Source organism: Duganella sp. HH101, from assembly GCF_001758795.1.
GTDB lineage: Bacteria > Pseudomonadota > Gammaproteobacteria > Burkholderiales > Burkholderiaceae_D > Rugamonas > Rugamonas rivuli.
Genome location: NZ_LRON01000005.1, coordinates 265,249 through 291,105 on the forward strand (window position 1 = coordinate 265,249; position 25,857 = coordinate 291,105).

Here is a 25,857-nt window from a genome sequence, read left to right on the forward strand (position 1 = left end):
GACACATGAGCGAACAAGTAATTCTGAACATCGCCGGCGTGAACAAGCGCTTCGGCGGCTTGCAGGCGCTGACCGATGTCGGCATCAAGATCATGAAGGGCCAGATCTACGGCCTGATCGGCCCCAACGGCGCCGGCAAGACCACCTTCTTCAACGTCATCACCGGCCTGTACCAGCCGGACACCGGCACCTTCGAGCTGGCCGGCAAGCCGTATTCGCCGTCGGCGCCGCACGCGGTGGCCAAGGCCGGCATCGCCCGCACCTTCCAGAACATCCGCCTGTTCGGCGAGATGACCGCGCTGGAAAACGTCATGGTCGGCCGCCACGTGCGCTCGCACCAGGGCGTGTTCGGCGCCGTGTTCCGCCACAAGGCGGCGCGCGAGGAAGAGGCGTCTATCCGCAAGCGCGCGCAGGAGCTGCTGGACTTCGTCGGCATCGGCCAGTTCGCCAGCCGCACGTCGAAGTTCCTGTCCTACGGCGACCAGCGCCGCCTGGAAATCGCCCGCGCGCTGGCCACCGACCCGCAACTGCTGGCGCTGGATGAACCGGCGGCAGGCATGAACGCCACCGAGAAGCTGGCGCTGCGCGAGCTGCTGGTCAAGATCAAGAACGAAGGCAAGACCGTGCTGCTGATCGAGCACGACGTCAAGATGATGATGGGCTTGTGCGACCGGCTGATGGTGCTGGAATACGGCAAGCCGATCGCCGAGGGCCTGCCGGCTGAAATCCAAAGCAATCAGGCGGTGATCGACGCCTACCTGGGAGGATCGCACTAATGAGCGACAACGTTCTTAAAGTATCGGGACTGAAAGTCGCGTACGGCGGCATCAAGGCCGTCAAGGGTATCGACCTGGAAGTGAACCAGGGCGAGCTGGTGGCGCTGATCGGCGCCAACGGCGCCGGCAAGACCACCACGCTCAAAGCCATCACCGGCACGCTGCCGCCTTGCAAGGTCGAGGGCACGGTCAGCTACATGGGCGAGTCGCTCAAGGGCAGCAAGTCCTTCCACCTGGTCGAGAAGAAGCTGGCGATGGTGCCGGAAGGGCGGGGCGTGTTCACCCGCATGTCGATCCAGGAAAACCTGATGATGGGCGCCTACACGCGCGACGACAAGGCCGGCATCGAGGCCGACATCGCCAGGTGGTTCGACGTGTTCCCGCGCCTGAAGGAGCGGGCGGCGCAGATGGCCGGCACCCTGTCGGGCGGCGAGCAGCAGATGCTGGCGATGGCGCGCGCGCTGATGTCGCATCCCAAGCTGTTGCTGCTGGATGAGCCGTCGATGGGCCTGTCGCCCATCATGGTCGAGAAGATTTTCGAGGTGATCCGCAACGTCTCGAAAGAAGGCATCACGATCCTGCTGGTGGAGCAGAACGCCAAGCTGGCGCTGCAGGCCGCGCACCGCGGCTATGTCATGGATTCCGGCCACATCACGATGACCGGCAACGCCAAGGACATGCTGGACGATCCGCGCGTCAAGGCCGCCTACCTCGGCGAATAAGAATCCGGGGACCTGACCCCGGATGAAAAAAGCCGTGTGTGCTTGCGACGATCTTGAGCGTCGCAAGCACACACGGCTTTTTTTATTGGAGCCGGCGCCCTACCGCGCCGGTGTTCCTCGATTACTTCTTGGCTGGAGCAGCTTTAGCGGCGGCAGCGGTGAACTGGTTCACGGCCGAGGTCAGGTTCGATTCGATCGACTCGACAGCCTGCTTGGCGGTCTTGGCGAACTGCTCGTAGCCGGCGTTGGCGTTGCCGATGGCCGATTTCAGGATGGCCACTGCGTTTTCCGAACCTGCTGGAGCGTTCTTGCTCACTTCTTCCACCAGCGAGATGACTTTGCGGTTGGTCTCAGCGATCTGGGTTTCAGCAGCTTTGCTGAATTCAGCGCCGGTGCTCGAAGCGATGGTCGCCAGGTGACGGCCGTAGGCGATGGTTTTTTCTGCGTTAGGCTGGGCTTGTGCCGAAGCCAGCGAGAAGAATTCTTGTGGATCTTTAGCCGACAGCAGTTGCTTGGTGGTGATCGACGACTCTTCCAGCGATGCTTTAGCAGCGGTCAGGTTCAGGTCGACGAACTTCTCCACGCCTTCGAACGCTTTGTTGGTCAGGGCCGAGAAAATCGCGAATTGAGCTTCAAAGTTAGCTTTGGTCGCATTGGAAAATTGCTCAGGGATTGAAAACATTTATTTCTCCAGGAAAGTAGTCATTGATTAGGTACTGCTGTTTCTACAGCCGGTGCGAAACAGACTATCCACGTTTCAGACCGAACAACAAATTGTGCAACGCAACAAACCCGATTTTACGGCCTTCAAAAATTAAGTCAAGCGATTTTTTGTGCATTGCATCAAAGAACCGAGTCTAGCCTTTGGAAACAATTTCCATAAGGAAAATGCGGGCTGCAAGGGGCTGGGGCGGTGGCAAAACGCCCGGCGTGATAGACTTGCATCCTGTTGAGTCGGCGCCGCACAACGGCGCCGATTTCCTTTCTTGATGCAAGTCAGTTTTCGCCGTCATCCATGCCCAACACCCCAAGCACCGCCGCGGCCGCCAAACACGCTTCCTTGCTGTCGCCGCTGCCCTTGTTTTTCGTGCTGTTGTGGAGCAGCGGCTTCATCGTCGCCAAGTTCGGCCTGCCGTATGCGCCGCCGCTGACCTTCCTGGTGCTGCGCTTCCTGGGCGTGCTGCTGTTCCTGGTGCCGGCCGTGGTGTTGCTGAAAGCGCCGTGGCCGCGTGGCAGGATCTGGCAGATCGCCGTGGCCGGGCTGCTGGTGCAGGCAGGCTACCTGATCGGCGTCTGGTGCGCGATCAAGCTGGGTATGCCGGCCGGGCTGTCGGCGCTGATCGTCGGCATGCAACCCATCCTGACCGCCTTCGCCGCGCCGCTGATCGGCGAAAAAGTGCGGCCGCGACAATGGCTGGGCCTGGTATTCGGCCTGGGCGGGGTGGCGCTGGTGGTGGCCGCCAAGATCAAGCTGGTGGGCCTGTCGACCGACGCCATCCTGCTGTGCGTGCTGGCCCTGCTGTCGATGACCGCCGGCACCCTGTATCAAAAACGTTATTGCCCGCATTTCGACCTGCGCACCGGCACCGTGATCCAGTTCGCCGCCTCGCTGGTCGTGGTGCTGCCGCTGGCCATCATCTTCGAAGGCTGGACGCCGGAATTTGCTGCGGTGCAGTGGACGCCGCGCTTCGTCGGCGCCTTGCTGTGGTCGGTGATGGGCTTGTCGATAGGCGCCATCTTCCTGCTGTTCGCGCTGATACGCCGCAGCGACGCCACCCAAGTCACCAGCCTGTTGTACCTGACCCCGCCGACCACCGCCGTCATGGCCTGGCTGATGTTCGGCGAAGCTTTCAACGCCCTCGGCATGGCGGGGATGGCGCTGGCGGTGATGGGTGTGATATTTGTCGTCAAGAAAACCAGATAAAAGCGAGTGCACATGATTTCCACTTCCGACCAGCAAGCGGTGGACGCCGCCATCACCGGCCGCCGTTCGATCCGCGCCTTCCTGCCGCAGTCCGTGGCGCGCGAGGATATTGCGCAAATCCTGCAGGTGGCGGCGCGGGCGCCGTCCGGCACCAACACCCAGCCGTGGAAGGTTTACGTGCTCGTAGGCGAGCGCAAGCAGCAGCTGTCGTCGGCCATCCTGGCCGCGCACAACGATGCGGAGCAGGCCAAGCTGCACACCGAGGAATACGCCTACTATCCGCGCGAGTGGGTTTCGCCCTTCATCGAGCGGCGCCGCAAGGTGGGCTGGGACTTGTACGCGCTGCTGGGCCTGACCCGCGACAACAAGGCCGGCATGGCCGCCCAGCACGGCCGCAACTACGAGTTTTTCGGCGCCCCCGTGGGCATGATCTTCACCATCGACCGCATCATGGAGCAGGGCTCGTGGCTGGACTATGGCATGTTTCTGCAGAACATCATGGTGGCGGCGCGCGCGCGCGGGCTGGATACTTGCCCGCAGGCGGCATTTACCCAGTATCATCGGATCATCGGTGAGGTGCTGGACCTGCCGGAGCGGGAAACGGTGGTGTGCGGCATGGCGCTCGGTTACGCCGATCCATCGAAAATCGAGAATACTTTGATCACGGACCGTATGCCGGTCGAAGAATTTGTTAAATTTGTCGATTAGAACTAGCTTGTTGAAAACCTACGGGACCATATTGCGTCGACGCAACCATCGATGCCGACTATGTTAAATTTGCTTGCGCTTGGTCAGCGTTTTGCTACACTGCAACAGGTGTTGGGCTCTTTGCCCAGGCCGTTTTTTTCGGGGATATGAATGTATAAACTCGCTCTCAGTGCGCTCATTTCGCTGATGTTTGCCGCCACCGCCGTCACCGCCACGCCTGCCCAGGCTGCCGATGGCGCCGCATCGAAAAAACACCAGGTGAAGAAGGGCAAGGCCCGCCAGCCGGTACGCGTCGCCGCAGCCGAAGCAGGGGAGCGCGTGGTCAAGCGCGTGATCAAGGTCAATGGCCGCCGCAAGGTGGTCTACCAGCGCATCATCGCGGCCGCGCCGCCGGTGCCGACCATGGGCGACCTGGCCGGCCTGAACATGACGCGCGATCCGCTGGACCTGAAATCGAACGTGGCGCTGGTGCTGGACCAGGCCAACTCCGAAGTGTTGTTTGAGAAGAATTCCAACGTCGCCCTGCCGATCGCCTCGATCACCAAGATGATGACCGGCCTGGTCGTGGTCGAAGCCCGGCAGGACATGGACGAAATGCTGACCGTCACCGACGAGGACGTCGACCGCGAAAAATTCAGCAGCTCGCGCCTGAAGGTCGGCACCCAGCTGACCCGCGCCAATATGCTGCATGTCGCATTGATGAGCTCGGAAAACCGCGCCGCCTCGGCGCTGGGCCGCAACTACCCGGGCGGCAAGCCGGCGTTTGTCGAGGCGATGAACGCCAAGGCCCGCGAGCTGGGCATGGTCGACACCCATTACGTCGATTCCAGCGGCCTGTCGAAAATGAATGTGGCCAGCGCGCGCGACCTGGCCAAGCTGGCGATGGCCGCGTATCAGCAGCCCATCCTGCGCCAGTACTCGACCGACGCCAAGGCCATGATCGAAACCAATGGCCGTCCTATGCAGTTCGGCACCACCAACCACCTGGTCGCCAGCCCGGACTGGGCGATCGGCCTGCAGAAGACCGGTTTCATCAACGAAGCGGGACGCTGCCTGATGATGCAGGCGGTGATCGAAGGCCGCTCGGTGATCATGGTGTTCCTCGATTCCAAGGGCAAGCAGTCGCGTACGGCCGATGCCGGCCGCATGCGCAAATGGCTGGAGGCGCTGAAGCCGGCCGGCCTCAGCTCGCCGTCTTACTCGACCGGGATGTAACCGAGCGTGGCGGAGATCTGGTTGGCGGTTGTCACCAGGTCTTCCAGCCACTCGTCCTGCAGACGGTCGGCCGGCGCCGAGATCGACAGCCCGGCAATCAGCTTGCCGCTGTCGTCGTGGATGCCGGCGGCCATGCAGCGCACCCCCAGTTCCAGCTCCTCGTTGTCGCGCGCATAGCCGCGCGAACGCACCAGGCTGAGCTCGCGCTCCAGCTTGGTCAAATCCGTGATCGAATTCTTGTTGTGGCCGGCCAGTCCGGTACGCGTGGCGTAGGCGCGGATGGCTTTCGGCTCGTCCACCGACAGGAACAGCTTGCCGGTCGAGGTCAGGTGCAGCGGACCGCGGCCGCCGATGGCGCGCACCACCTGCATGCCCGAGCGTTCCGAGAACGCACGGTCGATATAGACGATCTCGTCGCCCTGGCGCACCGACAGGTTGATGGTCTGCTGGGTTTTTTTGTGCAGTGCACGCATGAAATCCAGCGCCGCCTCGCGCACCGACAGCCGGCTCTTGACCACATTGCCCAGTTCAAGCAGCCGCATGCCGAGCCGGTAGGTGCCCGGTTCGATGCGGTCGACGAAGCGCGTCAGCACCATATCGTTGAGGATGCGGTGGGCGGTAGAGGGGTGTAGCCCGGAGACCTTGGACAATTCCTTCAGGCTCACAGGGTCAGGATACTTGGCCAGCGCATCGAGTAGCGCCACCATGCGCTCGATCACCTGGATCGTGGTCTTTTGCTCGGGAACTGTTTCGATTTTCATGATGTGGTTGGTGCGGTGCAGTATGCGATAGCTACGTTATACCATAATGTGAAAAAAAGTGGAATTGATGCATAATGATACATTCTATTTTTGCGGCATATTCATGGAACCAGTGAGCGAATTCAAGAGTAAGAGCGGCCTGAAACGTATCTTTTCGGCCTTTTTGTACTCCATCGACGGCTTCAAATCGGCCTGGAAGCACGAGCATGCCTTCCGCCAGGAAGTGAGCCTGTTCGCGGTCGGCACCATCATCGCGCTGGCGCTGCGCATCTCGGCGTTCGAAAAACTGGTGCTGATCGGCGTGCTGATGTTGATACTGATCGTGGAACTGATCAACTCCTCCATCGAAGCCGTGGTTGACCGCGTGTCGCTGGAGCGCCACCCGCTGTCCAAGAACGCCAAGGATTTCGGCAGCGCCGCCGTGCTGCTGACCTGCCTGCTGGCGGCCGGCGCCTGGGGCGTGGTGCTGTTCAATCGCTTTTACTGAGCGCATATAAGGTTTGTGTATATTAAACTGCTAAAAGCTTAGTTCTCATTTATAAAGGACAGCCTTAATCTGGAGACCTTCACTACAAGGGGAACCAAAAAATGCTGTCCAAGAAAATCATTGCTGCTGCTATTCTCGCCGTCACCGCCGTCGCTCCAGCCTTGGCGGCTGAAATCTCTTTGCTCAACGTGTCCTACGATCCGACCCGTGAGTTGTACCAGGACGTCAACGCCGCCTTCGCCAAGAGCTGGCAAGCCAAGACCGGCGACACGCTGAAAATCAAGCAGTCGCACGGCGGTTCCGGCAAGCAGGGCCGCGCCGTGATCGACGGCCTGGAAGCGGACGTGGTGTCGCTGGCGCTGGCCTACGACATCGACGCCATCGCCGAACACAAGCTGCTGTCGCCTGACTGGCAGAAAAAGCTGCCGCACAACAGCACGCCTTACACCTCGACCATCGTGTTCCTGGTGCGCAAGGGCAATCCTAAAGGCATCAAGGACTGGAACGATCTGGTCAAGCCTGGCGTCGCCGTCATCACCCCGAATCCGAAAACCTCCGGCGGCGCCCGCTGGAACCACCTGGCCGCCTACGGCTACGCGTTGCGCCTGCCGGGCGGCAGCGAAGCCTCGGCCAAGGACTTCCTGAGCAAGCTGTACAAGAACGTGCCGGTGCTCGATTCCGGCGCGCGCGGCGCCACCACCACCTTCGTCGAGCGCGGCATCGGCGACGTGCTGATCGCCTGGGAAAACGAAGCGCTGCTGGCGATCAAGGAACTGGGCCCGACCAAGTTCGACATCGTCGCGCCGTCGGTTTCCATCCTGGCCGAGCCGCCGGTGGCCGTGGTCGACAAAGTGGCCGACAAGCGCGGCACCCGCAAGGTGGCCGAGGCTTACCTGAACTTCCTGTACACCGATGAAGCGCAGGAAATCATCGCCAAGAACTACTACCGTCCGGCAGTGGAGAAGGAAGCGAAGAAATACGCCGCGCAATTCCCGGCCGTCAAGCTGTTCAAGCTGTCCGACGTGGCCGGCGACTGGACCAAGGCGCAGAAGACCCACTTCGCCGACGGCGGCCTGTTCGACCAGATCTACCAGCCCAAGTAATCATGGACGATGTACTGGCCCGGTTCCGCGTGCTGATTGCGCCCGGTCTGCATAACAGCGGACCGGAGCACTGGCAAAGCCGCTGGCAGCGCCTGTTCCCCTGGTTCGAGCGGGTGGGGCAGGATGCCTGGGACCAGCCGGACCTGCCGCGCTGGTCGGCGCGGGTCGACCAGGTGCGCGGCGGCGATCCGCGTCCGACGCTGATCGTCGCCCACAGCTTCGGCAGCCTGGCCACCGTGCACAGCGTGGCGCGCGATCCGTCCGGCGTGGCCGGCGTGCTGCTGGTGGCGCCCGCCGATCCCGACAAGTTCGGCGTGGCGGCGCAGCTGCCGCAGCAGGCGCTGCCGGTGCCGTCCATCCTGGTCGGCAGCACCAGCGACCCGTGGATGGCGGCGCCGCGCGCCGAGCAGTGGGCGCGGCGCTGGAGCAGCCGCTTCATCAACGGCGGGCCGCTGGGCCACATCAATGCCGAGTCCGGCCTGGGCGATTGGCCTGAAGGTTTGGAAACCTTGTATTTTTTAGCAGAAAAGGCGCAGAATAGCAGGCTGACGGCCGGCTGAAAACCGGTCCCTTTTCTTTCCCCCTGGAGCACACCATGACGATACGACTGGGCGATAATGCCCCTGATTTTGAACAAGATTCCTCCATCGGCAAGCTGCACTTTCACGAGTGGGCAGGCGATTCCTGGGTCGTGCTGTTCTCGCACCCGGCCGATTTCACGCCGGTGTGCACGACCGAGCTGGGCCTGACCGCCAAGCTGAAACCTGAATTCGACAAGCGCAACGTCAAGGCCATCGCGCTGTCGGTCGACCCGGCCGAATCGCACCAGGCCTGGATCAGCGACATCGAAGAGACCCAGGGCACCGTGGTGGGCTTCCCCATCATCGCCGACGAAGACCGCAAGGTTTCCGCGCTGTACGACATGATCCACCCGAACGCCTCGACCACGGCCACCGTGCGCACGCTGTTCGTCATCGACCCGAACAAGAAGGTCCGCCTGAGCATCACCTACCCGATGAGCACCGGCCGCAATTTCGACGAAGTGTTGCGCGTTATCGACGCCCTGCAGCTGACCGACGGCTACACCGTGGCCACCCCGGGCAACTGGAAAGATGGCGACGACGTCATCATCCCGCTGACCGTGCAAGACCCTGATGTACTGAAACAAAAGTATCCCAAGGGCTTCACCGCGGCCAAACCTTACCTCCGCGTAACACCTCAGCCGAATAAATAACGCATAAGCAAATAAGCAATCCGTTGTTTGGATATTTCCCAAGAGTAGGTACTCTGCGATCTACTCTTGGGGAATTGCATGGATTTGTCGTTTGTCGCATCTGGTTTCGCGGTCGGCCTGCTGGTCGGCATGACCGGCGTTGGCGGTGGCTCGTTGATGACGCCGCTGCTGACCTTGTTGTTCGGTGTCTCGCCCGCAGTGGCGGTTGGCACCGACCTGGCGTTCGCCTCGCTGACCAAGGGCGTCGGCACCTTCACCCACCGCATGCGCGGCACGGTGCACTGGGAAATCGTGCGCCGGCTCTGCCTGGGCGCCTTGCCCGCAGCCCTGGTGGCCAGCCTGTTCCTCAAGCATTTCGGCACCCTCAGTAAAGACATCGGCCAGGTGATACGCTACATGATCGCCGGTTCCGTGCTGCTGACCGTGGTCGCCCTGCTGTTCAAGCGCAAGATGCTGGCCTGGATCACCGCCCATCCCGAGCGCCAGTTGCAGGGCAGGGCGCTGGTCATCGCCACGGTCGTTTCCGGCGCCGTGCTGGGCACGCTGGTGACGATCTCCTCCATCGGCGCCGGCGCCATCGGCGCGACGCTGCTGGTGATGTTGTATCCACGCCTGACCTCGGCCGAAGTGGCCGGCACCGACATCGCCTACGCCGTGCCGCTGACGGCCATCGCCGCCGTCGGCCACTGGTGGCTGGGCTCGATCAACTGGAGCCTGCTGCTGACTCTGCTGGTCGGTTCGCTGCCCGGCATCACCATCGGCGCCTACGCCGCCCGCGCCGTGCCGGAGCGCCTGCTGCGCGGCTTGCTGGCGCTGACTTTGGTCGCGGTCGCCGCCAAGCTGGTGTCCTGAGCGGTATATAGCTTCCGCGTCTAACTAAATGAAAAATGCTTCGTTTGTAATATGAAGCACAGATGAGAACATGCAGCCCTTATAGAAGAATTTGTAATAAGGGAGCAACCATGTCAGCAGTTCTCGCTGCGTCCGCCACGGCACCCGCTGCCGCCCGGAGCGCGCCATTCCGCGTCATGCCGGGTTTCCGGCTGTCGCTGGGATTCACCATTTTCTACCTGACGCTGATCGTCCTGATCCCGCTGTCGGCCGTGTTCCTGAAGACCTTCACGCTGAGCTGGGAAGGTTTCTGGAGCGCCGTGACATCGGCCCGCGTGATGGCCTCCTACAAACTGACGTTCGGCGCCTCGCTGCTGGGCGCCTTCATCAACGTCATCTTCGGCGGCATCGTCGCCTGGGTGCTGGTGCGCTACGAGTTCCCCGGCAAGCGCATCATCGACGCGCTGGTCGACCTGCCGTTCGCGCTGCCGACCGCCGTGGCCGGCATCACGCTGACCGCGCTGTATTCGGCCAACGGCTGGTTCGGCCGCTTCCTCGAAGGCACGCTGGGCTTCAAGGTGGCGTTCACGCCGGTCGGCGTGGTGGTGGCGCTGACCTTCATCGGCCTGCCGTTCGTGGTGCGCACCGTGCAACCGGTGCTGGAAGACGCCGAGCGCGAGCTGGAAGAGGCCGCCGCCAGCCTGGGCGCCAATGCGTTGCAGACCTTCACCCGCGTGGTGTTCCCGACCATCCTGCCGTCGCTGATGACCGGCTTCGCGCTGGCCTTCGCGCGCGCCACCGGCGAGTACGGCTCGGTGATTTTCATCGCCGGCAATATGCCGATGGTGTCGGAAATCACGCCGCTGTTCATCATCACCAAGCTGGAGCAGTACGACTACGCCGGCGCCACCGCCATCGCGGTGGTGATGCTGGTGGTGTCCTTCATCATGCTGTTGACCATCAACCTGTTGCAAGCCTGGGCTCGCGGAAAGTCGGGTAAATAATGAGCGCTGCTTCTACAACTATTCCCACTACACCTGTCCGCCGTGGCGAGCTGCCGTCGGCTCCGCACACGCTGGAGCCGGGCTGGGTGCGCATCGCGCTGATCGCCGTCGCGCTGACCTTCCTGACGCTGTTCCTGTTCGTGCCGCTGGTGGCCGTGTTCGCCGAAGCCTTCCGCAAGGGCTGGCAAGCCTACGTGGCCGCCATCATCGAGGACGACGCGATCTCGGCCATCAAGCTGACGCTGATCACGGCCGCGATCGCCGTGCCGCTGAACCTGGTGTTCGGCGTGGCCGCCTCGTGGTGCATCGCCAAGTTCGAGTTCCGCGGCAAGAGCATCCTGCTGACGCTGATCGATCTGCCGTTCTCGGTGTCGCCCGTGATCTCCGGCCTGATCTACGTGCTGCTGTTCGGCGCGCAGGGCTGGTTCGGCCCGTGGCTGCAGGCGCACGACGTCAAGATCCTGTTCGCCGTGCCGGGCATCGTGCTGGCCACCATCTTCGTCACCTTCCCGTTTGTCGCCCGCGAGCTGATCCCGCTGATGCAGGCGCAGGGCAGCGAAGAGGAAGAGGCCGCCATCGTGCTGGGCGCGTCCGGCTGGGACACCTTCCGCCGCGTCACGCTGCCCAACATCAAGTGGGGCCTGCTGTACGGCGTGATCCTGTGCAACGCCCGCGCCATGGGCGAGTTCGGCGCGGTGTCGGTGGTGTCCGGCCACATCCGTGGCGAGACCAACACCGTGCCGTTGCAGGTCGAGATCCTCTACAACGAATACAACTTTGCCGCCGCCTTTGCCGTGGCCTCGCTGCTGGCCCTGCTGGCGCTGGTGACGCTGGCCCTGAAATCCTTTATCGCCTGGCGCCTCAACGAATCCATCGCCGACGACAAGCGTCCAACGGAGTAATGCCATGACTATCGAAGTTAAAAACATCAACAAGCGCTTCGGCGATTTCGTCGCCCTGAACAATGTGTCGCTGGATTTCCCGCAGGGCGAACTGACCGCGCTGCTCGGTCCTTCCGGCTGCGGCAAGACCACGCTGCTGCGCATCATCGCCGGCCTCGAACATCCGGACTCGGGCCAGGTGCTGCTGGACGCCAGCGATGCCTCGCACCGCCACGTGCGCGAGCGCCAGGTCGGCTTCGTGTTCCAGCACTACGCGCTGTTCAAGCACATGACGGTATTCGAAAACGTCGCCTTCGGCCTGCGCGTCAAGCCGCGCGCCGAGCGGCCGTCGGAAGAGCAGATCCGCCGCAAGGTCAAGGACTTGCTGGAGCTGGTGCAGCTGGACTGGCTGGCCGACCGCTATCCGCCGCAGCTGTCGGGCGGCCAGCGGCAGCGTATCGCCCTGGCGCGTGCCTTGGCTGTTGAACCCCGTGTATTGCTGCTGGACGAACCGTTCGGCGCGCTGGACGCCAAGGTGCGCAAGGAACTGCGCCGCTGGCTGCGCCGCCTGCACGACGAGCTGCACGTGACCTCGATCTTCGTCACCCACGACCAGGAAGAGGCGCTGGAAGTGGCCGACCAGGTGGTGCTGATGAACAAAGGGAACGTCGAGCAGATCGGCGCCCCGGACGAGGTCTACAACCATCCGGCCTCGCCCTTCGTGTACGGCTTCCTCGGCAACGTGAACATGTTCCACGGCCGCGTGCAGGACGGCATCCTGGCCAGCGGCGACGCCTCCTTCACCGTGCCGGGCCAGCCCTCGGCCGACGGCAAGGGCACGGCCTATGTGCGCCCGCACGACCTGGAGATCGACCGCTACACGCCGGGCGCGGAAGGCATCGTGGTCAAGCTGCGCCGCGCGCACGCGATCGGCCCGCTGGCCCAGCTGGATCTGGAGCGCAGCGATACCGCCGAGCTGATCGAAGCGGTGATGTCGAATGAACGTTACAGCCATCTGCAACTGAAAGAAGGCGAAACCCTGGTGGTGCGTCCCAAGCGCCTGCATGTATTTGTTGATGGTGGAGTATCGATATGAATTTCCAACAACTGCGGTCCATCCGCGAAGCGGCCCGTCGCGGCTACAACCTGACCGAGGTGGCGAATGCGCTGTTCACCTCGCAGCCCGGCGTCAGCCGCCAGATCCGCGAGCTCGAAGACGAACTGGGCGTGGTGATTTTCGAACGCAACGGCAAGCGCCTGACCGGCATGACCGAGCCGGGCAAGGGCATTCTGAAGATCATCGACCGCCTGCTGATCGAGGCCGAGAATCTGCAGCAGGCCAGCCTGGAATATACCGGCCAGCAGAGCGGCACGCTGAGCGTGGCCGCCACCCACACGCAGGCCCGCTACGCGCTGCCCAAAGTGGTGCAAGGTTTCCGCGCAGCCTATCCCGACGTGCGCATCGCCCTGCAGCAGAGCGCGCCAGAGCACATCGCCGAATGGATTTTGTCCGGCAAGACCGACATCGGCATCGCCACCGAGGGCCTGTCGCAGTTCCCCGACCTGGTGTCCTTCCCTTGCTACCGCTGGAGCCATTTGATCGTGGTGCCGGACGGCCATCCGCTGCTGACGCGCTCGCCGATCCGTCTGGAAGACCTGGCCGAGTTCCCGCTGATTACCTACGACGTCGGCTTCACCGGGCGCGGCCATATCGACGCGGCGTTCGCGCAGGCCGGCGTCAAGCCCGACATCGTTCTGACGGCGATGGATTCGGACGTCATCAAGCAGTATGTGTCGCTGGGTTTGGGTGTGGGCATCGTCGCTTCGATGGCCTTCGACCATGGCCGCGACAAGGGCATGCGCGCAGTGGAAGCATCGCACCTGTTCGCGCAAAACACCACGCGGCTGGCGGTGCGGCGCGGCGCCTATCTGCGCTCCTACGCCTACCACTTCATCCAGCAATTCGCCCCGGACCTGACCCGCGCCGATATCGACGCGGCCTTGAGCGGCGGGGATCTATCCTGATCCGGCGGCCGCCGCGCACGTGTGGCGGCCACCTAACAGTCTGCGAATTTTTTCCATCAGGCACGGCTAATTGACCCTATACTAAAACTCATAACTAGTTTGCAGCAACCAAGAATTTAAGTCCGTTGGTCTTACTCTGGGGAGCACGTAAATGGGTATCGGAAACTGGAAGATAGGGGCCCGGCTTGCCGCCGGCCTGGGCGTGTCGATGGTGTTCATGGTTGGAATCTCCGTGATCGGCATAGGCAATCTTGGCAAGTTGAATAACAACACACAGGATCTCGCGGCCGACAAGATCCCCAAGGTGATCCTGGCCTACGAAACCATCGGCGGCCTGAACGATGTGGCGCGCGCCATGCGCAACGCCATGCTGTCCAAGGACCCCGAAGTGATCAAGGCCGAGCTGGAGCGCGTGGAAAAACGCAAGGCCGACAACGCCACCCGCCTCGACAAGCTGGCCACGCTGATCGCCGACGACGAAGACCCGCAAAGCAAGGCCAAGCTGCAAGCCGTGCTGGAAGCGCGGGACAAATACACGGTGGTGCAGACCAGCTTTCTCAAGATGTCGGCCGACGACAGCAAGCGCGAAGAGTCGGTCAACTATCTGCTGACCACGGTGCGCAAGGAACAAACCGCCTACCTGAATGCCCTGACCGAACTGGTCAAATTCCAGAATGCCTCGATCGAGGACGCCAGCACCGTGGCCCAGCAATCCTACGCCAGCTCGCGCAACATGATGATCATGCTGACCGTGGCCGCCGTCGCGCTGGCTTCGTGGGTGCTGTACTGGATCACGCGCAGCATCACGCAGCCGCTGAACCGCGCCGTCGGCATGGCGCAGGCGGTGGCGGGCGGCGACCTCACCATGCGCATGGAGTGCGACACCACCGATGAAACCGGCTTGCTGCTGCGCGCGCTGATCGACATGAACGACAGCCTGGCGCGCACCGTCGGCCAGGTGCGTTCGGGCACGGACACGATCGCCACCGCTTCCCATCAGATCGCCAGCGGCAACCTGGACTTGTCCAGCCGCACCGAGCAGCAGGCCTCCAGCCTGGAGGAGACCGCGTCGTCGATGGAGGAACTGACGTCGACCGTGACGCAGAACGCCGAGAACGCGCGCCAGGCCACCAAGCTGGTGGTGGCGGCATCCGAGTTCGCCACCAAGGGCGGACAGGTGGTGGGCCAGGTCGTCACCACGATGGGCGCGATCAAGGAAAGCTCAAGCAAGATTGTCGATATCATCAGTGTGATCGACGGCATCGCCTTCCAGACCAATATCCTGGCCTTGAACGCGGCGGTGGAAGCGGCGCGCGCGGGCGAGCAGGGACGCGGTTTCGCGGTGGTGGCCTCGGAGGTGCGGACGCTGGCGCAACGCTCGGCCAGCGCCGCCAAGGAAATCAAGGAGCTGATCGCGCGTTCGGTGCAGACGGTCGATGCCGGCGCCGTGCTGGTGGACGAGGCCGGCGCGACGATGGACGGCATCGTCAAATCGGTCAAGCAGGTGGCCGACATCATGACGGAAATCAGCGCCGCCAGCAGCGAGCAAAGCACGGGGATAGAACAGGTCAATCAAGCCATCGTGTCGATCGACGATGTGACGCAGCAGAACGCGGCGCTGGTGGAGGAAGCCGCCGCCGCCGCGCAAAGCATGCGCGAGCAGGCGGACATGCTGGCGCAGGCGGTCAGCGTGTTCAAGCTGGCCGGGCAGCCGTCGGCGCCGCGTCAACATCTGCGGCAATTGGCCGCTGCCTGAACCCGGACAGACCGGGGTCGGACCCTGCGGGTCCGACCCCTTTGCCGCGCGGGGTGGCTAGCGCTTACCAGCTGTAGCCAGCCTTGGCGTAGTAGTAGCGGCCGTTGAAGCCGTTCGGCGCGAAGCCGCTGTACGGATTGATGCCGTTGTTGTTGAGGTTGCCCGCCGACGTGACCTGGTCCGGATAACGGTTGGTCACGTTGTCGATGCCCGCGCTCAGGCGCCAGTTCTTGTTCAGCTTGACGCTGCCCGAGAGATCCAGCACCCACTGCGGGTTGTACACCTGGTCCAGCGTCGCATTGTTCTGCGGTACGGTGAAGCTGCCGTAGCGCGTCACCACGCCGCGCGCGCCCCAGTCGCCCAGCGCCCAGTCGGTCGCCAGGCTGAACTTGTCCTTCGGCGAACCCACCGTGATGCGGTTGATGGTCTGGCGGTCGATCAGCGTCAGGCCGTTGGCGCTCAGGATGGCCGGGTTGTCGTTCACGTGCTCCAGCGAATTCTTGTTGTGGTTGTAGGCCGCGGTGAAGTCGTAGCGGCCCGCATCCTTGCTGTCCCAGCGGTAGGTGCTGACCACGTCGACGCCGGTGGTGCGCGTATCGATGGCGTTGGTGAAGTAGCGGCCGGCGCCCACCAGGATGCCCTGCTTGGCCAGCGCCGCCTGCAGCGCCGGCGACAGCGTCATATTGGCCGACAGCGCGATGCGGTCGTCGATGTCGATGCGGTAGGCGTCGACCGTGGTGTTCCAGTTGCGGGTCGGCGACCATTGCACGCCGAGGCTGTAGTTGCGGGCTTTCTCGGCTTTCAGCGGGGTCGCACCCAGCGCCGATGCGGCGGCGCTGCCGACGGCGAAGGTGCCGGTTTCAATCGGCGTGTTGACGCCGTTGACCACCGAGAAGTTGGTGGTGGTGATGGTGTAGAACTGCTGCGCCAGCGACGGCGCGCGGAAGCCGGACGAGGCCGTGCCGCGCAGCGAGAAGTCGGGCGAGAAGGCGTAGCGCGCCGAGCCCTTGGCCGAGGTGGTGCTGCCGAAGTCGCTGTAGCGCTCGTGGCGCAGCGCGCCCGAGGCCGAGAACTGCTTGGTGATTTCCGCTTCCAGGTTGGCGTAGATCGATTCGTTGTGGCGGCTGTTGCTGCCGGCATTGATAGGGCGGAAGCCGGAGAAGCCCTGCGCGCCGGTGCCGATGTAGGACGCCTCGTCGCCGGCGCCGATCTCGTACTTCTCATGGCGCGCTTCGACGCCCAGCGCCACCGTCAGCGGGCCGCTGAAGGCAGCCACCGGATATTCCTTGGCGATGTCGAAGTTGAACAGCTGCTGCGTGTTCTTCAGCTTGCCCGCGTAGAAGTGGGTCGGGCTGGCGGCGCCCAGCGTCTGGTTGACGGTGTGGTCCAGGTCCAGCTGGAATTCGTTGCTGCCGTAGTTCAGGCTGGCGTCCCAGCGCCAGCCGCGCGCTTCGCCGCGCAAGCCCGTCACCAGCGAAGTGTCGGTCGACTCGCTGTTCTCCAGCGGCAGGAAGCCTTCCGGGTACAGCGGCGTGCGCTGTGCCGAGCCGTTCAGCGCGGTGCGCCAGGTGGCGGCGGCCGAGGTGTTGCGCTGGCCGTAGTTGGCGAAGGCGTACCAGTCGATATCGTCGTTGACGCGGTACTGGCTGTTGACGAACACGGTGCGCGGACGGGTCTCGGGATCGCCGAAGCGCTGGTTGACCTTGCCGTAGCGCGGCTCGGCCGGATTGCGCAGGTCGGGACCGGCGCGGTTGGTCGGATCGCGGTCGGCCGCTTCCAGCGCCACGCGCACCCAGCCCTGGTCGCCCAGGTTGAAGCCGGTGGAGCCGCGCACGGTGATGGCCTTGCCGTCGCGCTTCTGGTATTCGCCGAAGCCCACTTCGGCCTCGCCGCCGGACGCGCCTTTTTTCAGGATGATGTTGATGACACCGGCGATCGCGTCGGAGCCGTACTGGGCCGCCGCGCCGTCGCGCAGCACTTCGATGTGGTCGATGGCCGCCAGCGGGATCGCGTTCAAGTCCACCGGCGCCGAGCCGCGGCCCTGGGTGCCGTTGACGTTGACCACCGCCGAGGTGTGGCGGCGCTTGCCGTTGACCAGCACCAGTGTCTGGTCCGGCGACAGGCCGCGCAGCTGGGCCGGGCGCACCGCATCGCTGGCGTCGGCGCCCGACGGGCGCGGGAAGTTCATCGACGGCAGCAGGCGTCCCAGCACGGTCGCCAGTTCGGACGAGCCGCTCGCCTGCAATTCCTTGGCGCCGATGATGTCGACCGGCGATTCGGAATCGATGGTGCGGCGGTTCTTGGCGTAAGTCCCGGTGACGACCACGGACTGCAGTTCGCCGTCGGCGACGGCTTGCTGGGCGAAGGCGGGAATGACGACGGTGGCGATCAGGCTGCTGAGCAGGAGGGGGCGGGCGATGCGGGGGACTGTGCGGCGAGTGCTCATTAGACGGTCTTTCTACGTTGGTGATGAGGAAAGCTTACCAGTGCGCAAGCTTGCTGCCCACGAATGGTTACGTCTAATGATATTCAAGATTTGGATAACGTGCAGGGGACTGTTGTTTTACTGCTGGGGGCAACTGCTGGGGTCAAGTCTGACATTTGGACACGAGCTCTGCCGTAACCTCGCGTTACGGCAGAGCTCGTGTCCAAATGTCAGACTTGACCCCAAAGTTTTACTGGCCGGGATTGGGGATGCGGGCGTGGATGGCGTCCACCTGGGCCAGCACTTCGGGCGGCAGTTGCAGGCTGTAGGCGTCGATGTTTTCCTTCAGCTGCGCCAGCGTGGTGGCGCCGATGATGGTCGAGGCCACGAACCAGCGCGAGTAGCACCACGCCAGCGCCAGTTGCGTCGGCGTGATGCCGTGCTCGCGCGCCAGCCTGGCGTACTGCGCCACCGCTTCCAGCACCTGCGGGCGCAGGTAGCGCGGGCTCCATGTCGGCGGGAACAGCGTCAGCCGGCCGTGGGCTTTCGGGTCGTCGTGGTACTTGGCCGTCAGCTGGCCGAAAGCCAGCGGGCTGTACGCCAGCAGGCTGACGTTCTCGCGGAAGCAGGTCTCGTCCAGCAGGCTGGTTTCGTAGTGGCGCGCGGTCAGGTTGTACAGGTTCTGGATGGTGGCGATGCGCGGCAAGCCCTGCATCTCGGACTGCTTGATGAACTCGTTCACGCCCCAGCACGATTCGTTGGACACGCCGATCGCGCCGATCTTGCCTTCCTTGATCAGCTCGCCCAACGCGGCCAGCGTTTCCTCGATCGCCACGCTGGCGCGCTCCAGCCTGGGATTGAAGGCGCTGGCGCCGAAGATCGGCACGTTGCGGCTGGGCCAGTGCAATTGGTATAAATCGATATGGTCGGTTTGCAGCCGCTGCAGGCTGGTGTCGACCGCCGCGCGCAGATTGGCGGCGTCGAAGTTCTGCTTGCCGCCGCGTACCCAGCTGATGTTGGCATTCGGGCCGGCGGCCTTGGTGGCCAGCACCACCTTGCTGCGCGCGCCCGTCTTCTTGAGCCAGCTGCCGATGTAGCGCTCGGTCGCGCCCTGCGTTTCCGCGCGTGGCATGACCGGATACATTTCCGCCGTGTCGATGAAGTTGATGCCGCGCTCCAGCGCGTAGTCCAGCTGGCTGTGGGCGTCGGCTTCGGTGTTCTGCTCGCCGAAGGTCATCGTGCCCAGGCAGATCTTGCTGACGCTGAGGTCGCTCGTTCCAAGTCGAGTCTGCTGCATGGCCGCTCCCTTATTTGCCGCGCACGGCGTCCGCGCAATCGCGCACCAGCGCCGGGCCTGCGTAGATCAGGCCGCTGTACAGCTGCACCAGTTGCGCGCCGCAGTCCATTTTGACCTTGGCATCCGCGCCGCGCATGATGCCGCCCACGCCGATGATGGGCAGGGCATCGCCCAGCTCGGCCTTGAGCAGGCGGATCACGGTGTTGGAGAACTCGAACACCGGCGCGCCCGACAGGCCGCCCGCCTCGGCGCCGTGCAGCATGCCGGTGACGGCGTCGCGGTTCAGCGTGGTGTTGGTGGCGATGACGCCGTCGATCTTGTGGCGCAGCAGCGCGTCGGCGATGTTCTTGACCTGGTCGCCATCCATGTCCGGCGCGATCTTCAGGGCCAGCGGCACGTAGCGCTTGTGCTGGTCGGCCAGGCGCAGCTGGGCTTCCTTCAGCGTGCCGAGCAGGCCGTCCAGTTCCGAGCCGCCTTGCAGCTGGCGCAGGTTCTTGGTGTTCGGCGAAGAGATGTTGACCGTCACGTAGCCGGCGTAAGGGTAGACTTTTTCCAGGCAGTGCAGGTAGTCGTCGGTGGCGCGTTCGATCGGCGTGTCGGCGTTCTTGCCGATGTTCAGGCCCAGCACGCCGGCCTTGTCCTGGTAAAAGCGCGACGATTGCACGTTGGCGACGAAGGCGTCGACGCCGCCGTTGTTGAAGCCCATGCGGTTGATGATGGCGTGCGCTTCCGGCAGGCGGAACATGCGCGGCTTGGGATTGCCCGCCTGTGCGCGCGGCGTCACGGTGCCCACTTCGATCGAGCCGAAGCCCAGGTCGGCCAGCGCGTCGATGTAGGCGCCGTCCTTGTCCAGGCCGGCAGCCAGGCCGACCGGATTTTTAAACGTAATGCCCATCACGGTGCGTGGATCGGCCTTGGGCTGCTTGACCAGTTTGGTCAGGCCGAGCGCGGCGGCGCGCTTGAGTGCGGGAAGGGTGAAATGGTGCGCGGCTTCGGCGTCCATCGAAAACAACATCGGACGGGCCAGCGAGTACAGGAATTTTTCGGACATGGGGAGCTCAGGTTGACGTTCCCCGTATTTTATCAGGCGTCCAGCACGCTCCACACGCCCTTGATGCGCGCCTCCAGCGGTTTGAAGTTGGTTTTGTAGGACATTTTCGGACTTTCCTTGATCCAGTAGCCCAGGTAGACGTAGGGCAGCTTCAGTTCGCGCGCCTGGGCGATCTGCCACAACACGTTGAAGGTGCCGTAGGACGCGCCCTCGACATCGGGATCGAAGAAGGTGTAGACCGACGACAGCCCGTCCGACAGCACGTCGATGATGCTGATCATGCGCAGCGTGCCGTCCGGTTCGCGGAACTCCACCAGGCGCGTGTTGACGCGGCTTTGCAGCAGGAATTGCGCATACTGGTCGCGGCTGTCCTGGTCCATGCCGCCGCCGGCGTGGCGCTTGCTCTGGTAGCGCAGGTAGAGGTCGTAGTGTTCGTCGGAGAAGGACAGCGTGGCGACGCCCGCCATCAGGTCGCCATGCCGGCTCCACGCGCGGCGCTGGCCGCGGTTGGGCGCGAATTGGTCGGCCACCACGCGCACCGGGATGCAGGCCTGGCAGCCGTCGCAATATGGTCGATATGTAAAGATGCCGCTGCGGCGGAAGCCGTTCTTGACCAGTTCGGAATAAACGTCGGCGTTGATCAGGTGCGAAGGCGTTGCCACCTGCGAGCGCGCCTGGCGCGCGTCCAGATAGCTGCAAGGGTAGGGCGCCGTGGTGTAAAACTGCAGCGTCGCGAAAGGGAGATCGTTCAGGTGCGTCATGCACGTCCTATCGGGGGCGGTTTGTTTAGACCTATGATAGCGCCACTTTCGCAGCGGCGCTCGCCACCTTTAGCTTAACTGTCCGCAGCCAGCGGTGCAATGGGTTCCCACTCGGTGATCTGAGGCAATTCAATTGTGTTGCGCAGATGCGCCAGGAATTGCGCGCGCGGTATCGGCGACGCGCCCAGCGAGGCCAGGTGGCCGGTCTCCTGTTGGCAATCGATCATCGCGACGCCGTGATCGCGCAGGAAGCGCACCAGATAGGCCAAGGCGATCTTGGAGCCGTCGGTGACGCGCGCGAACATCGATTCGCCGTAGAACATGCGGCCGATCGACACGCCATAGGCGCCGCCGACCAACTGGCCGTCCAGCCACAACTCGGCCGAGTGGGCGTAGCCGAGTTTGTGCAGGCCGGTGTAGCCGGCGATGATGTCTTCCGAGATCCAGGTGCCGGGGCCGTCGCGGCGCGGCGCGGCGCAGGCGCGCATCACTTGTTCGAAGGCGGTGTCGAAGCGCACCTGCCAGCGGCCGCCGCTGGCCATCTCGCGCTCGACCTTGCGCAGGGTTTTCTTCAGGCTGTCCGAGATGCGGAAATTGTGTGTCATCAGCACCATGCGCGGATCGGTGCTCCACCACAGGATGGGCTGGCCTTCGGAAAACCACGGGAAGATGCCGTTGCGGTAGGCCGTCAGCAGCCGCTGCGGCGACAGGTCGGCGCCGGCCGCCAGCAGGCCGGGCGCGTCGGTGGTCAGCGCCTCGGCGACGTCGGGGAAGGGGCTGTCGGGATCTAGCCAGGGAATCATAGGTACAGCATCACCTTACGCCAAGTCCGAACGCATGTTGCGGATGATGTCCTGGGTGTGGAAGCCGTAGCTGCCGCCCTCGCGTATTTTGACGCGGTCGGCGAAGAACAGTTCCAGCGTGGTGCGGATGGTGGGGAAGGCCAGGTCGTCCCACGGGATTTCCGCTTCCGTGAACAGTTGCACTTCCAGGCTTTCCTCGCCGGGTGCGAAGTCCAGGTCCAGCAGCTTGGCCAGGTAGAACATGTGGACCTGGTGCACGCGCGCCACGTTCAGCAGCGTGAACAGCTTGCCCAGTTCGATGTTGGCGCCGGCTTCCTCCTGCGTTTCGCGGATGGCTGCCTCGCTGGTGGTCTCGTTGTTTTCCATGAAGCCGGCCGGCAGCGTCCAAAAGCCGTGGCGCGGTTCGATCGCGCGCTTGCACAGCAGGACTTTCAGCTCGCCGTCGCTTTCCCACACGGGGATGGAGCCCAGCACCATTTTCGGGTTCTGATAGTGGATGGTCGCGCAGTTGCCGCATACATAGCGTGGGCGGTTGTCGCCGGCCGGGATGGACAGGCTGACGGGGGAGGCGCATTCGGAACAGAATTTCATAGGGGGATAGCTCAAGTCGTTATGTAGGCTCACGGTGCTTACTTTACACCGATAGTCGCCTGCGCGGCATGGCCTATGCCTATAGGTAACTACATATATTCGGGCTATCGCGGCCGATTTCAGGATTAATATTGCCTAACGTAAGGATTTGCCCTATAATACGTACATACAGACGCGGGGTGGAGCAGTCTGGCAGCTCGTCGGGCTCATAACCCGAAGGTCACAGGTTCAAATCCTGTCCCCGCAACCAAATTTGAAGCCGTTGATGCCGTCAGGTATCAGCGGCTTTTTCGTTTTCACGGCAAAAAGTCGGGATCGAAGATTTGTTGTTTGCTGAAGGGGTTCATCGGCGGGAAAGTCGTCGGCGGCAGCCCGGTTTCATCGGCCGCGCGCGCGGCGGCTGCTGCGTAGCTCTCGTCCAGGTAATCGTCGACGATACGCACCAGGCTGGGGGCGTCTTTGAGAAGGCGGGCGATCCTGCGACGCTGTTCGCGGATAGTTCCGCGCCAGCTCCCGGAGATGCGGTCGGGCTGGTACTTGCACTTCAGCAGGTGCATGATCAGCAGTTCCATGCGGTGTTCCAGTTCGTGCTTCAATTCGATACCCATGCACGCGATTTCTTCGATGAGATTTTCCAGATCCAGTTCGTCCAGCCTGCGGGCGCGCAGCAGTTCCACTTGGTGGTCGATCCACGCAAGGATATCGGTCTTGTAGTCGCTGTTGATGTGATCGTCCATGGGGCACCTCCGCTAGCGTAGGGCGTTGTGTGGACCTTTACTGTACGCCGAATCAAACCGCCGCAGCGTAGGATAGCCGGATGAAATCGAGCATTGCGGGTGTGATCCAGGTGCCGGTCAGCAGGCGCGGTTCTTCCGCGTGCGCGTGGCGGATCTTCGCCAGCGTGGCAGGGTTGTCGCCGATGCGGATGCGGAACAGCTTCATCCACTCGCGCGCCAGCGCCTGCGAGGTGGCGTCGCCCGGCTCCGCTCCACCCTCCATGTGCTGATGGACCGCCGCTATCAACGCCATCCACTCCGGCACATGGCTGGAGATGCCGGCCCGCAGACGTTCCAACTCACCGGCATCCAGATAACGCGCATACAACGCCAGCTTGTGCTCGCCGAACGCGTCGGCCATGTAGTGCTTCAGCTGCGGCGTGACGCCGGTATGCTGCTGCGCCGACGCTTCCACCTCCATCATGATGCCCAGCCGCCGGACGAAATCGGGATTGGCGGCCGTATCGCGTTCCAGCATCAGCATCCAGCGCTCCGACAGTTCGCGTGCCTGCACGCTGCTGCTTGGCACGCCTTGATCCATCAGCGCCTGGATCTGCCCGACCAGCGTGGACCACCCACTGTTGCGGCGCGCATCCTGCTGCCAGAAGGGCAGGCGCTTCAACTCGTCCTTGGTGAAGTATTTCTCGTAGAGCCCCATCAGCGTCAGCGCCGACAGCCAAGCCTCCAGATCCGGCTCGTCGCCATCGGCCAGTTGCCTGTGCAATTGCGACAGCTTGTCGCGCAAGGCGCTGGCTTGCGCGATCTCCCTGCCCAGCGCCTCGATCTGCTGCGCGACGATGTCGGCGAAGGGTGCGTCCGGGCTGGCGAGGAAGGTGGCGATATCGGCCAGCGACATGCCGAAGCGCCGCAACGCCTGGATCTGATGCAGGCGCGCGACATCATCGCGGTTGTACAGGCGGTAGCCGGAATCGGCGCGCGCCGATGGCGTCAGCAGGCCGATGCTGTCGTAGTGGTGCAGCGCGCGCACCGTCAGGCCGGTGCGCGTGGCCAGTTCGCCGATTTTCAAGACGGTGCGGTCGCGATGTTCTTTCATGCGCGCTAGTGTACGACAGGCGCACCGCCTCAAGCCAGCGCATCCTTCGGCAGTTTCAGCAGCAGCGCCAGGAGCGCGGCCAGTTCGGCGCGCATGGCGCGGCGGTCGACGATCATGTCGATGGCGCCGCGTTCGAGCAGGAACTCGGGCCGCTGATAACCTTCCGGCAGCGTCACGCCCAGCGTGCTCTTGATGACGCGCGCGCCTGTGAAGGCGATCAGCGCCTTCGGTTCGGCCAGCACCACGTCGCCCAGAAAGCAGAACGAGGCCGAGATGCCGCCCGAGGTGGGATCGGTCAGCACCGATATGAAGGGCAGCTTCCTCTCCGCCAGTTTGGTCAGCATGGCGGTGGTCTTCGCCATCTGCATCAGCGACATCAGCCCCTCCTGCATGCGCGCGCCGCCGCTGGCGGTGATGCAGATGAAGGGAACATGCTGGTCGATCGCCGCCTGCACGCCGCGCACAAAGCGCTCGCCCACCACCGCGCCCATCGAGCCGCCCATGAAGTCGAACTCGAAGCACGCCACCACCACCGGTACCGACAGGATGGCGCCGCCGATGACGATCATGGCGTCGGTTTCCCCGGTCGCTTCCATCGCCGCCTTCAGACGTTCGGGATAGCTCTTGCTGCCTTTGAATTTCAGCGTGTCGACCGGCAGCACTTCCTGGCCGATCTCATGCCGGCCGCCGATGTCGAGCAGCGCGTCGAGACGGGCGCGGGCCCGGATGCGCAGATGGTGGCTGCATTTGGGGCAGACGTGCAGATTCGCTTCCAGGTCTGCGCGATACAGCACTGCATCGCAGGCCGGGCATTTGAGCCACAGGCCGGATGGGATGGACTGTCGCTGTTCGCCGCCACGCTTGATGTGTGGCGGCAGGAGTCGTTCCAGCCAGCTCACACCGTGGCCCTGATCATGCGGAAGATGCCGCTCAGGCGCAGGCCGTCGGTGCGGTCAGCCAGATAGCGTTCGGTGAGTTCCTGCGCACCGAAGTGCTCGACCTGGCTGAAGCCGTAGTGGCGCAGCATGTGCTCCAGCCGCTGCGGCTCGAAGGCGCTGAGCAGGTGTTCGCCCTGCGCCGCCAGCGCGGTCGTCACGACTTGAAGGCCCATGCGTTCAGGCTCGGTCAACTGGTCGGCTTGCAGGCAGTAGTCGAACACGATGCTGGTGCCCGGCGGGTAGGAGGCGATATCCTGCAAGGTGCGCATCACGGCGTCCGGCCGCAGGTACATGGTGACGCCCAGCCAGGAGAAGCAGGACGGCGCGCCGTCGTCCAGGCCTGCCTGCTGCAGGTCGACTTCGCAGATCTGCGCGGACGGCAGGCAGTCGGCGCGATAGGCGTAGGTATCGGGGCCAGCGCCGAGGATGACGTACTGGTTCACACCTTGCCGATGCGCGGCCTGCCAGCTGTCTTCGGCCAGGCGTGCGCGCACCACCAGCGCGGCGCGCAGGGTGGCGGTCATCCAGGCGCTGGGCTTGGGGCCGGTCAGATGGCTGGCCGGGATCGGGGCGGTTTGCTGCGGCATGGGCTCTCCTTCAGATAGTGCCGCAGATCGTAAAGCCTGACGCAGCGTCAGGCTCAAGTGAAAAATTTGCAATGGTTCCATGATGGAACTTGTGTATCCCGATTAGCACAGTGGCGTTCCTGAAATTTGACTTAGATCAAGGAGGTG

The 25,857-nt window shown here is 63.5% G+C and carries 27 protein-coding genes and 1 tRNA gene; 16 read left to right on the plus strand and 12 right to left on the minus strand.

Annotation, left to right across the window (positions count from 1 at the left end; all coding sequences use genetic code 11):
• Positions 1-5: 5 nt before the first annotated feature.
• Positions 6-776 (plus strand): ABC transporter ATP-binding protein, encoded by a 771-nt coding sequence (locus DUGA2_RS10730; protein ID WP_008451482.1) that lies wholly within the window; start codon positions 6-8, stop codon positions 774-776.
• On the plus strand, positions 776-1,498 hold the full coding sequence (locus DUGA2_RS10735) for an ABC transporter ATP-binding protein (protein WP_070269278.1): 723 nt from the start codon (positions 776-778) through the stop codon (positions 1,496-1,498). Before DUGA2_RS10730 ends, DUGA2_RS10735 begins: the two co-directional genes overlap by 1 nt.
• A 121-nt stretch (positions 1,499-1,619) precedes the next feature.
• Here the strand turns inward: DUGA2_RS10735 and DUGA2_RS10740 are convergent, their stop codons facing one another.
• The gene (locus DUGA2_RS10740; protein WP_008451480.1) at positions 1,620-2,180 is read right to left on the minus strand and encodes a phasin family protein; all 561 of its coding nucleotides are present in this window, start codon (positions 2,178-2,180) and stop codon (positions 1,620-1,622) included.
• A 333-nt stretch (positions 2,181-2,513) separates the two neighbouring features.
• On the opposite strand from DUGA2_RS10740, the gene DUGA2_RS10745 reads away from it, so the two are divergent.
• From DUGA2_RS10745 to pbpG, 3 genes are all read left to right on the plus strand, one after another.
• The gene (locus DUGA2_RS10745; RefSeq protein WP_070269279.1) at positions 2,514-3,422 is read left to right on the plus strand and encodes a DMT family transporter; all 909 of its coding nucleotides are present in this window, start codon (positions 2,514-2,516) and stop codon (positions 3,420-3,422) included.
• A 12-nt stretch (positions 3,423-3,434) separates the two neighbouring features.
• Positions 3,435-4,130, plus strand: coding sequence for a nitroreductase (locus tag DUGA2_RS10750; protein WP_070269280.1), 696 nt, complete (start codon positions 3,435-3,437; stop codon positions 4,128-4,130).
• A 150-nt stretch (positions 4,131-4,280) separates the two neighbouring features.
• Positions 4,281-5,345 carry a D-alanyl-D-alanine endopeptidase gene (gene pbpG / locus DUGA2_RS10755; RefSeq protein WP_008451476.1) on the plus strand — a complete coding sequence of 355 codons (1,065 nt, stop codon included), beginning with the start codon at positions 4,281-4,283 and terminating at the stop codon, positions 5,343-5,345.
• On the opposite strand, the gene DUGA2_RS10760 is transcribed toward pbpG, so the two are convergent.
• Positions 5,327-6,106, minus strand: coding sequence for an IclR family transcriptional regulator (locus DUGA2_RS10760; protein WP_070269281.1), 780 nt, complete (start codon positions 6,104-6,106; stop codon positions 5,327-5,329). The genes pbpG and DUGA2_RS10760 overlap by 19 nt on opposite strands.
• 103 nt (positions 6,107-6,209) lie before the next feature.
• Between DUGA2_RS10760 and DUGA2_RS10765 the strand changes: the two genes are divergently transcribed.
• The 10 genes from DUGA2_RS10765 to DUGA2_RS10810 all read left to right on the plus strand — a co-directional run bounded on the left by DUGA2_RS10765 (position 6,210) and on the right by DUGA2_RS10810 (position 15,427).
• A complete protein-coding gene (locus DUGA2_RS10765; RefSeq protein ID WP_043482310.1) occupies positions 6,210-6,593 on the plus strand; it encodes a diacylglycerol kinase in 384 nt (127 codons plus the stop codon).
• Positions 6,594-6,694: 101 nt separating this feature from the next.
• Positions 6,695-7,696 (plus strand): sulfate ABC transporter substrate-binding protein, encoded by a 1,002-nt coding sequence (locus tag DUGA2_RS10770; protein ID WP_070269282.1) that lies wholly within the window; start codon positions 6,695-6,697, stop codon positions 7,694-7,696.
• 2 nt (positions 7,697-7,698) lie between these two features.
• Entirely contained in the window at positions 7,699-8,256 is a 558-nt protein-coding gene (locus DUGA2_RS10775; RefSeq protein ID WP_070269283.1) for an alpha/beta hydrolase, read from the plus strand.
• A 35-nt stretch (positions 8,257-8,291) separates the two neighbouring features.
• Positions 8,292-8,930, plus strand: coding sequence for a peroxiredoxin (locus DUGA2_RS10780; RefSeq protein WP_070269284.1), 639 nt, complete (start codon positions 8,292-8,294; stop codon positions 8,928-8,930).
• A 78-nt stretch (positions 8,931-9,008) separates the two neighbouring features.
• On the plus strand, positions 9,009-9,782 hold the full coding sequence (locus DUGA2_RS10785) for a sulfite exporter TauE/SafE family protein (RefSeq protein WP_070269285.1): 774 nt from the start codon (positions 9,009-9,011) through the stop codon (positions 9,780-9,782).
• A 110-nt stretch (positions 9,783-9,892) separates the two neighbouring features.
• Positions 9,893-10,765, plus strand: coding sequence for a sulfate ABC transporter permease subunit CysT (gene cysT, locus DUGA2_RS10790; protein ID WP_008451469.1), 873 nt, complete (start codon positions 9,893-9,895; stop codon positions 10,763-10,765).
• Positions 10,765-11,667: a sulfate ABC transporter permease subunit CysW gene (gene cysW / locus DUGA2_RS10795; protein WP_070269286.1), complete on the plus strand. Its 903-nt coding sequence runs from the start codon at positions 10,765-10,767 to the stop codon at positions 11,665-11,667. Before cysT ends, cysW begins: the two co-directional genes overlap by 1 nt.
• Before the next feature lie 4 nt (positions 11,668-11,671).
• Positions 11,672-12,742 carry a sulfate/molybdate ABC transporter ATP-binding protein gene (locus DUGA2_RS10800; protein ID WP_070269287.1) on the plus strand — a complete coding sequence of 357 codons (1,071 nt, stop codon included), beginning with the start codon at positions 11,672-11,674 and terminating at the stop codon, positions 12,740-12,742.
• The gene (locus tag DUGA2_RS10805) at positions 12,739-13,671 is read left to right on the plus strand and encodes a CysB family HTH-type transcriptional regulator (RefSeq protein ID WP_070269288.1); all 933 of its coding nucleotides are present in this window, start codon (positions 12,739-12,741) and stop codon (positions 13,669-13,671) included. Before DUGA2_RS10800 ends, DUGA2_RS10805 begins: the two co-directional genes overlap by 4 nt.
• Positions 13,672-13,822: 151 nt before the next feature.
• Entirely contained in the window at positions 13,823-15,427 is a 1,605-nt protein-coding gene (locus DUGA2_RS10810) for a methyl-accepting chemotaxis protein (protein ID WP_070269289.1), read from the plus strand.
• A 64-nt stretch (positions 15,428-15,491) separates the two neighbouring features.
• Here DUGA2_RS10810 and DUGA2_RS10815 read toward each other — a convergent pair whose 3' ends face one another.
• The 6 genes from DUGA2_RS10815 to DUGA2_RS10840 form a co-directional block, all read right to left on the minus strand.
• Positions 15,492-17,873 (minus strand): TonB-dependent siderophore receptor, encoded by a 2,382-nt coding sequence (locus DUGA2_RS10815; protein ID WP_070269290.1) that lies wholly within the window; start codon positions 17,871-17,873, stop codon positions 15,492-15,494.
• 229 nt (positions 17,874-18,102) lie between these two features.
• On the minus strand, positions 18,103-19,149 hold the full coding sequence (locus tag DUGA2_RS10820) for an aldo/keto reductase (protein ID WP_070269291.1): 1,047 nt from the start codon (positions 19,147-19,149) through the stop codon (positions 18,103-18,105).
• A 10-nt stretch (positions 19,150-19,159) separates the two neighbouring features.
• On the minus strand, positions 19,160-20,200 hold the full coding sequence (locus DUGA2_RS10825; RefSeq protein ID WP_070269292.1) for a quinone-dependent dihydroorotate dehydrogenase: 1,041 nt from the start codon (positions 20,198-20,200) through the stop codon (positions 19,160-19,162).
• A gap of 32 nt (positions 20,201-20,232) precedes the next feature.
• Positions 20,233-20,961 carry an arginyltransferase gene (locus tag DUGA2_RS10830; RefSeq protein WP_070269293.1) on the minus strand — a complete coding sequence of 243 codons (729 nt, stop codon included), beginning with the start codon at positions 20,959-20,961 and terminating at the stop codon, positions 20,233-20,235.
• A gap of 74 nt (positions 20,962-21,035) precedes the next feature.
• Positions 21,036-21,764, minus strand: a complete 729-nt coding sequence (gene aat, locus DUGA2_RS10835) for a leucyl/phenylalanyl-tRNA--protein transferase (protein ID WP_070269294.1) — start codon at positions 21,762-21,764, stop codon at positions 21,036-21,038.
• A gap of 15 nt (positions 21,765-21,779) precedes the next feature.
• On the minus strand, positions 21,780-22,355 hold the full coding sequence (locus DUGA2_RS10840) for an NUDIX hydrolase (RefSeq protein ID WP_070269295.1): 576 nt from the start codon (positions 22,353-22,355) through the stop codon (positions 21,780-21,782).
• A gap of 173 nt (positions 22,356-22,528) precedes the next feature.
• Here DUGA2_RS10840 and DUGA2_RS10845 point away from each other — a divergent pair.
• Positions 22,529-22,605, plus strand: a tRNA-Met gene (locus DUGA2_RS10845).
• 46 nt (positions 22,606-22,651) lie between these two features.
• Here the strand turns inward: DUGA2_RS10845 and DUGA2_RS10850 are convergent.
• Genes DUGA2_RS10850 through DUGA2_RS10865 form a run of 4 tightly spaced genes read right to left on the minus strand, consistent with a single transcriptional unit; the run spans position 22,652 to position 25,710 of the window.
• A complete protein-coding gene (locus tag DUGA2_RS10850) occupies positions 22,652-23,092 on the minus strand; it encodes a DUF29 domain-containing protein (protein ID WP_070269296.1) in 441 nt (146 codons plus the stop codon).
• A 52-nt stretch (positions 23,093-23,144) separates the two neighbouring features.
• The gene (locus DUGA2_RS10855) at positions 23,145-24,185 is read right to left on the minus strand and encodes a MerR family transcriptional regulator (protein WP_070269297.1); all 1,041 of its coding nucleotides are present in this window, start codon (positions 24,183-24,185) and stop codon (positions 23,145-23,147) included.
• A 29-nt stretch (positions 24,186-24,214) separates the two neighbouring features.
• Positions 24,215-25,084, minus strand: a complete 870-nt coding sequence (gene accD, locus DUGA2_RS10860; RefSeq protein WP_070269298.1) for an acetyl-CoA carboxylase, carboxyltransferase subunit beta — start codon at positions 25,082-25,084, stop codon at positions 24,215-24,217.
• Entirely contained in the window at positions 25,081-25,710 is a 630-nt protein-coding gene (locus DUGA2_RS10865; RefSeq protein ID WP_070269299.1) for a class I SAM-dependent methyltransferase, read from the minus strand. Before DUGA2_RS10865 ends, accD begins: the two co-directional genes overlap by 4 nt.
• Positions 25,711-25,857 lie beyond the last annotated feature (147 nt).

Coding starts and splice junctions, on each gene's coding strand:
- DUGA2_RS10730 (WP_008451482.1), top strand. CDS start 6: ATGAGCGAACAAGTAATTCTGAACATCGCCGGCGTGAACAAGCGCTTC.
- DUGA2_RS10735 (WP_070269278.1), top strand. CDS start 776: ATGAGCGACAACGTTCTTAAAGTATCGGGACTGAAAGTCGCGTACGGC.
- DUGA2_RS10740 (WP_008451480.1), bottom strand. CDS start 2,180: ATGTTTTCAATCCCTGAGCAATTTTCCAATGCGACCAAAGCTAACTTT.
- DUGA2_RS10745 (WP_070269279.1), top strand. CDS start 2,514: ATGCCCAACACCCCAAGCACCGCCGCGGCCGCCAAACACGCTTCCTTG.
- DUGA2_RS10750 (WP_070269280.1), top strand. CDS start 3,435: ATGATTTCCACTTCCGACCAGCAAGCGGTGGACGCCGCCATCACCGGC.
- pbpG (WP_008451476.1), top strand. CDS start 4,281: ATGTATAAACTCGCTCTCAGTGCGCTCATTTCGCTGATGTTTGCCGCC.
- DUGA2_RS10760 (WP_070269281.1), bottom strand. CDS start 6,106: ATGAAAATCGAAACAGTTCCCGAGCAAAAGACCACGATCCAGGTGATC.
- DUGA2_RS10765 (WP_043482310.1), top strand. CDS start 6,210: ATGGAACCAGTGAGCGAATTCAAGAGTAAGAGCGGCCTGAAACGTATC.
- DUGA2_RS10770 (WP_070269282.1), top strand. CDS start 6,695: ATGCTGTCCAAGAAAATCATTGCTGCTGCTATTCTCGCCGTCACCGCC.
- DUGA2_RS10775 (WP_070269283.1), top strand. CDS start 7,699: ATGGACGATGTACTGGCCCGGTTCCGCGTGCTGATTGCGCCCGGTCTG.
- DUGA2_RS10780 (WP_070269284.1), top strand. CDS start 8,292: ATGACGATACGACTGGGCGATAATGCCCCTGATTTTGAACAAGATTCC.
- DUGA2_RS10785 (WP_070269285.1), top strand. CDS start 9,009: ATGGATTTGTCGTTTGTCGCATCTGGTTTCGCGGTCGGCCTGCTGGTC.
- cysT (WP_008451469.1), top strand. CDS start 9,893: ATGTCAGCAGTTCTCGCTGCGTCCGCCACGGCACCCGCTGCCGCCCGG.
- cysW (WP_070269286.1), top strand. CDS start 10,765: ATGAGCGCTGCTTCTACAACTATTCCCACTACACCTGTCCGCCGTGGC.
- DUGA2_RS10800 (WP_070269287.1), top strand. CDS start 11,672: ATGACTATCGAAGTTAAAAACATCAACAAGCGCTTCGGCGATTTCGTC.
- DUGA2_RS10805 (WP_070269288.1), top strand. CDS start 12,739: ATGAATTTCCAACAACTGCGGTCCATCCGCGAAGCGGCCCGTCGCGGC.
- DUGA2_RS10810 (WP_070269289.1), top strand. CDS start 13,823: ATGGGTATCGGAAACTGGAAGATAGGGGCCCGGCTTGCCGCCGGCCTG.
- DUGA2_RS10815 (WP_070269290.1), bottom strand. CDS start 17,873: ATGAGCACTCGCCGCACAGTCCCCCGCATCGCCCGCCCCCTCCTGCTC.
- DUGA2_RS10820 (WP_070269291.1), bottom strand. CDS start 19,149: ATGCAGCAGACTCGACTTGGAACGAGCGACCTCAGCGTCAGCAAGATC.
- DUGA2_RS10825 (WP_070269292.1), bottom strand. CDS start 20,200: ATGTCCGAAAAATTCCTGTACTCGCTGGCCCGTCCGATGTTGTTTTCG.
- DUGA2_RS10830 (WP_070269293.1), bottom strand. CDS start 20,961: ATGACGCACCTGAACGATCTCCCTTTCGCGACGCTGCAGTTTTACACC.
- aat (WP_070269294.1), bottom strand. CDS start 21,764: ATGATTCCCTGGCTAGATCCCGACAGCCCCTTCCCCGACGTCGCCGAG.
- DUGA2_RS10840 (WP_070269295.1), bottom strand. CDS start 22,355: ATGAAATTCTGTTCCGAATGCGCCTCCCCCGTCAGCCTGTCCATCCCG.
- DUGA2_RS10850 (WP_070269296.1), bottom strand. CDS start 23,092: ATGGACGATCACATCAACAGCGACTACAAGACCGATATCCTTGCGTGG.
- DUGA2_RS10855 (WP_070269297.1), bottom strand. CDS start 24,185: ATGAAAGAACATCGCGACCGCACCGTCTTGAAAATCGGCGAACTGGCC.
- DUGA2_RS10865 (WP_070269299.1), bottom strand. CDS start 25,710: ATGCCGCAGCAAACCGCCCCGATCCCGGCCAGCCATCTGACCGGCCCC.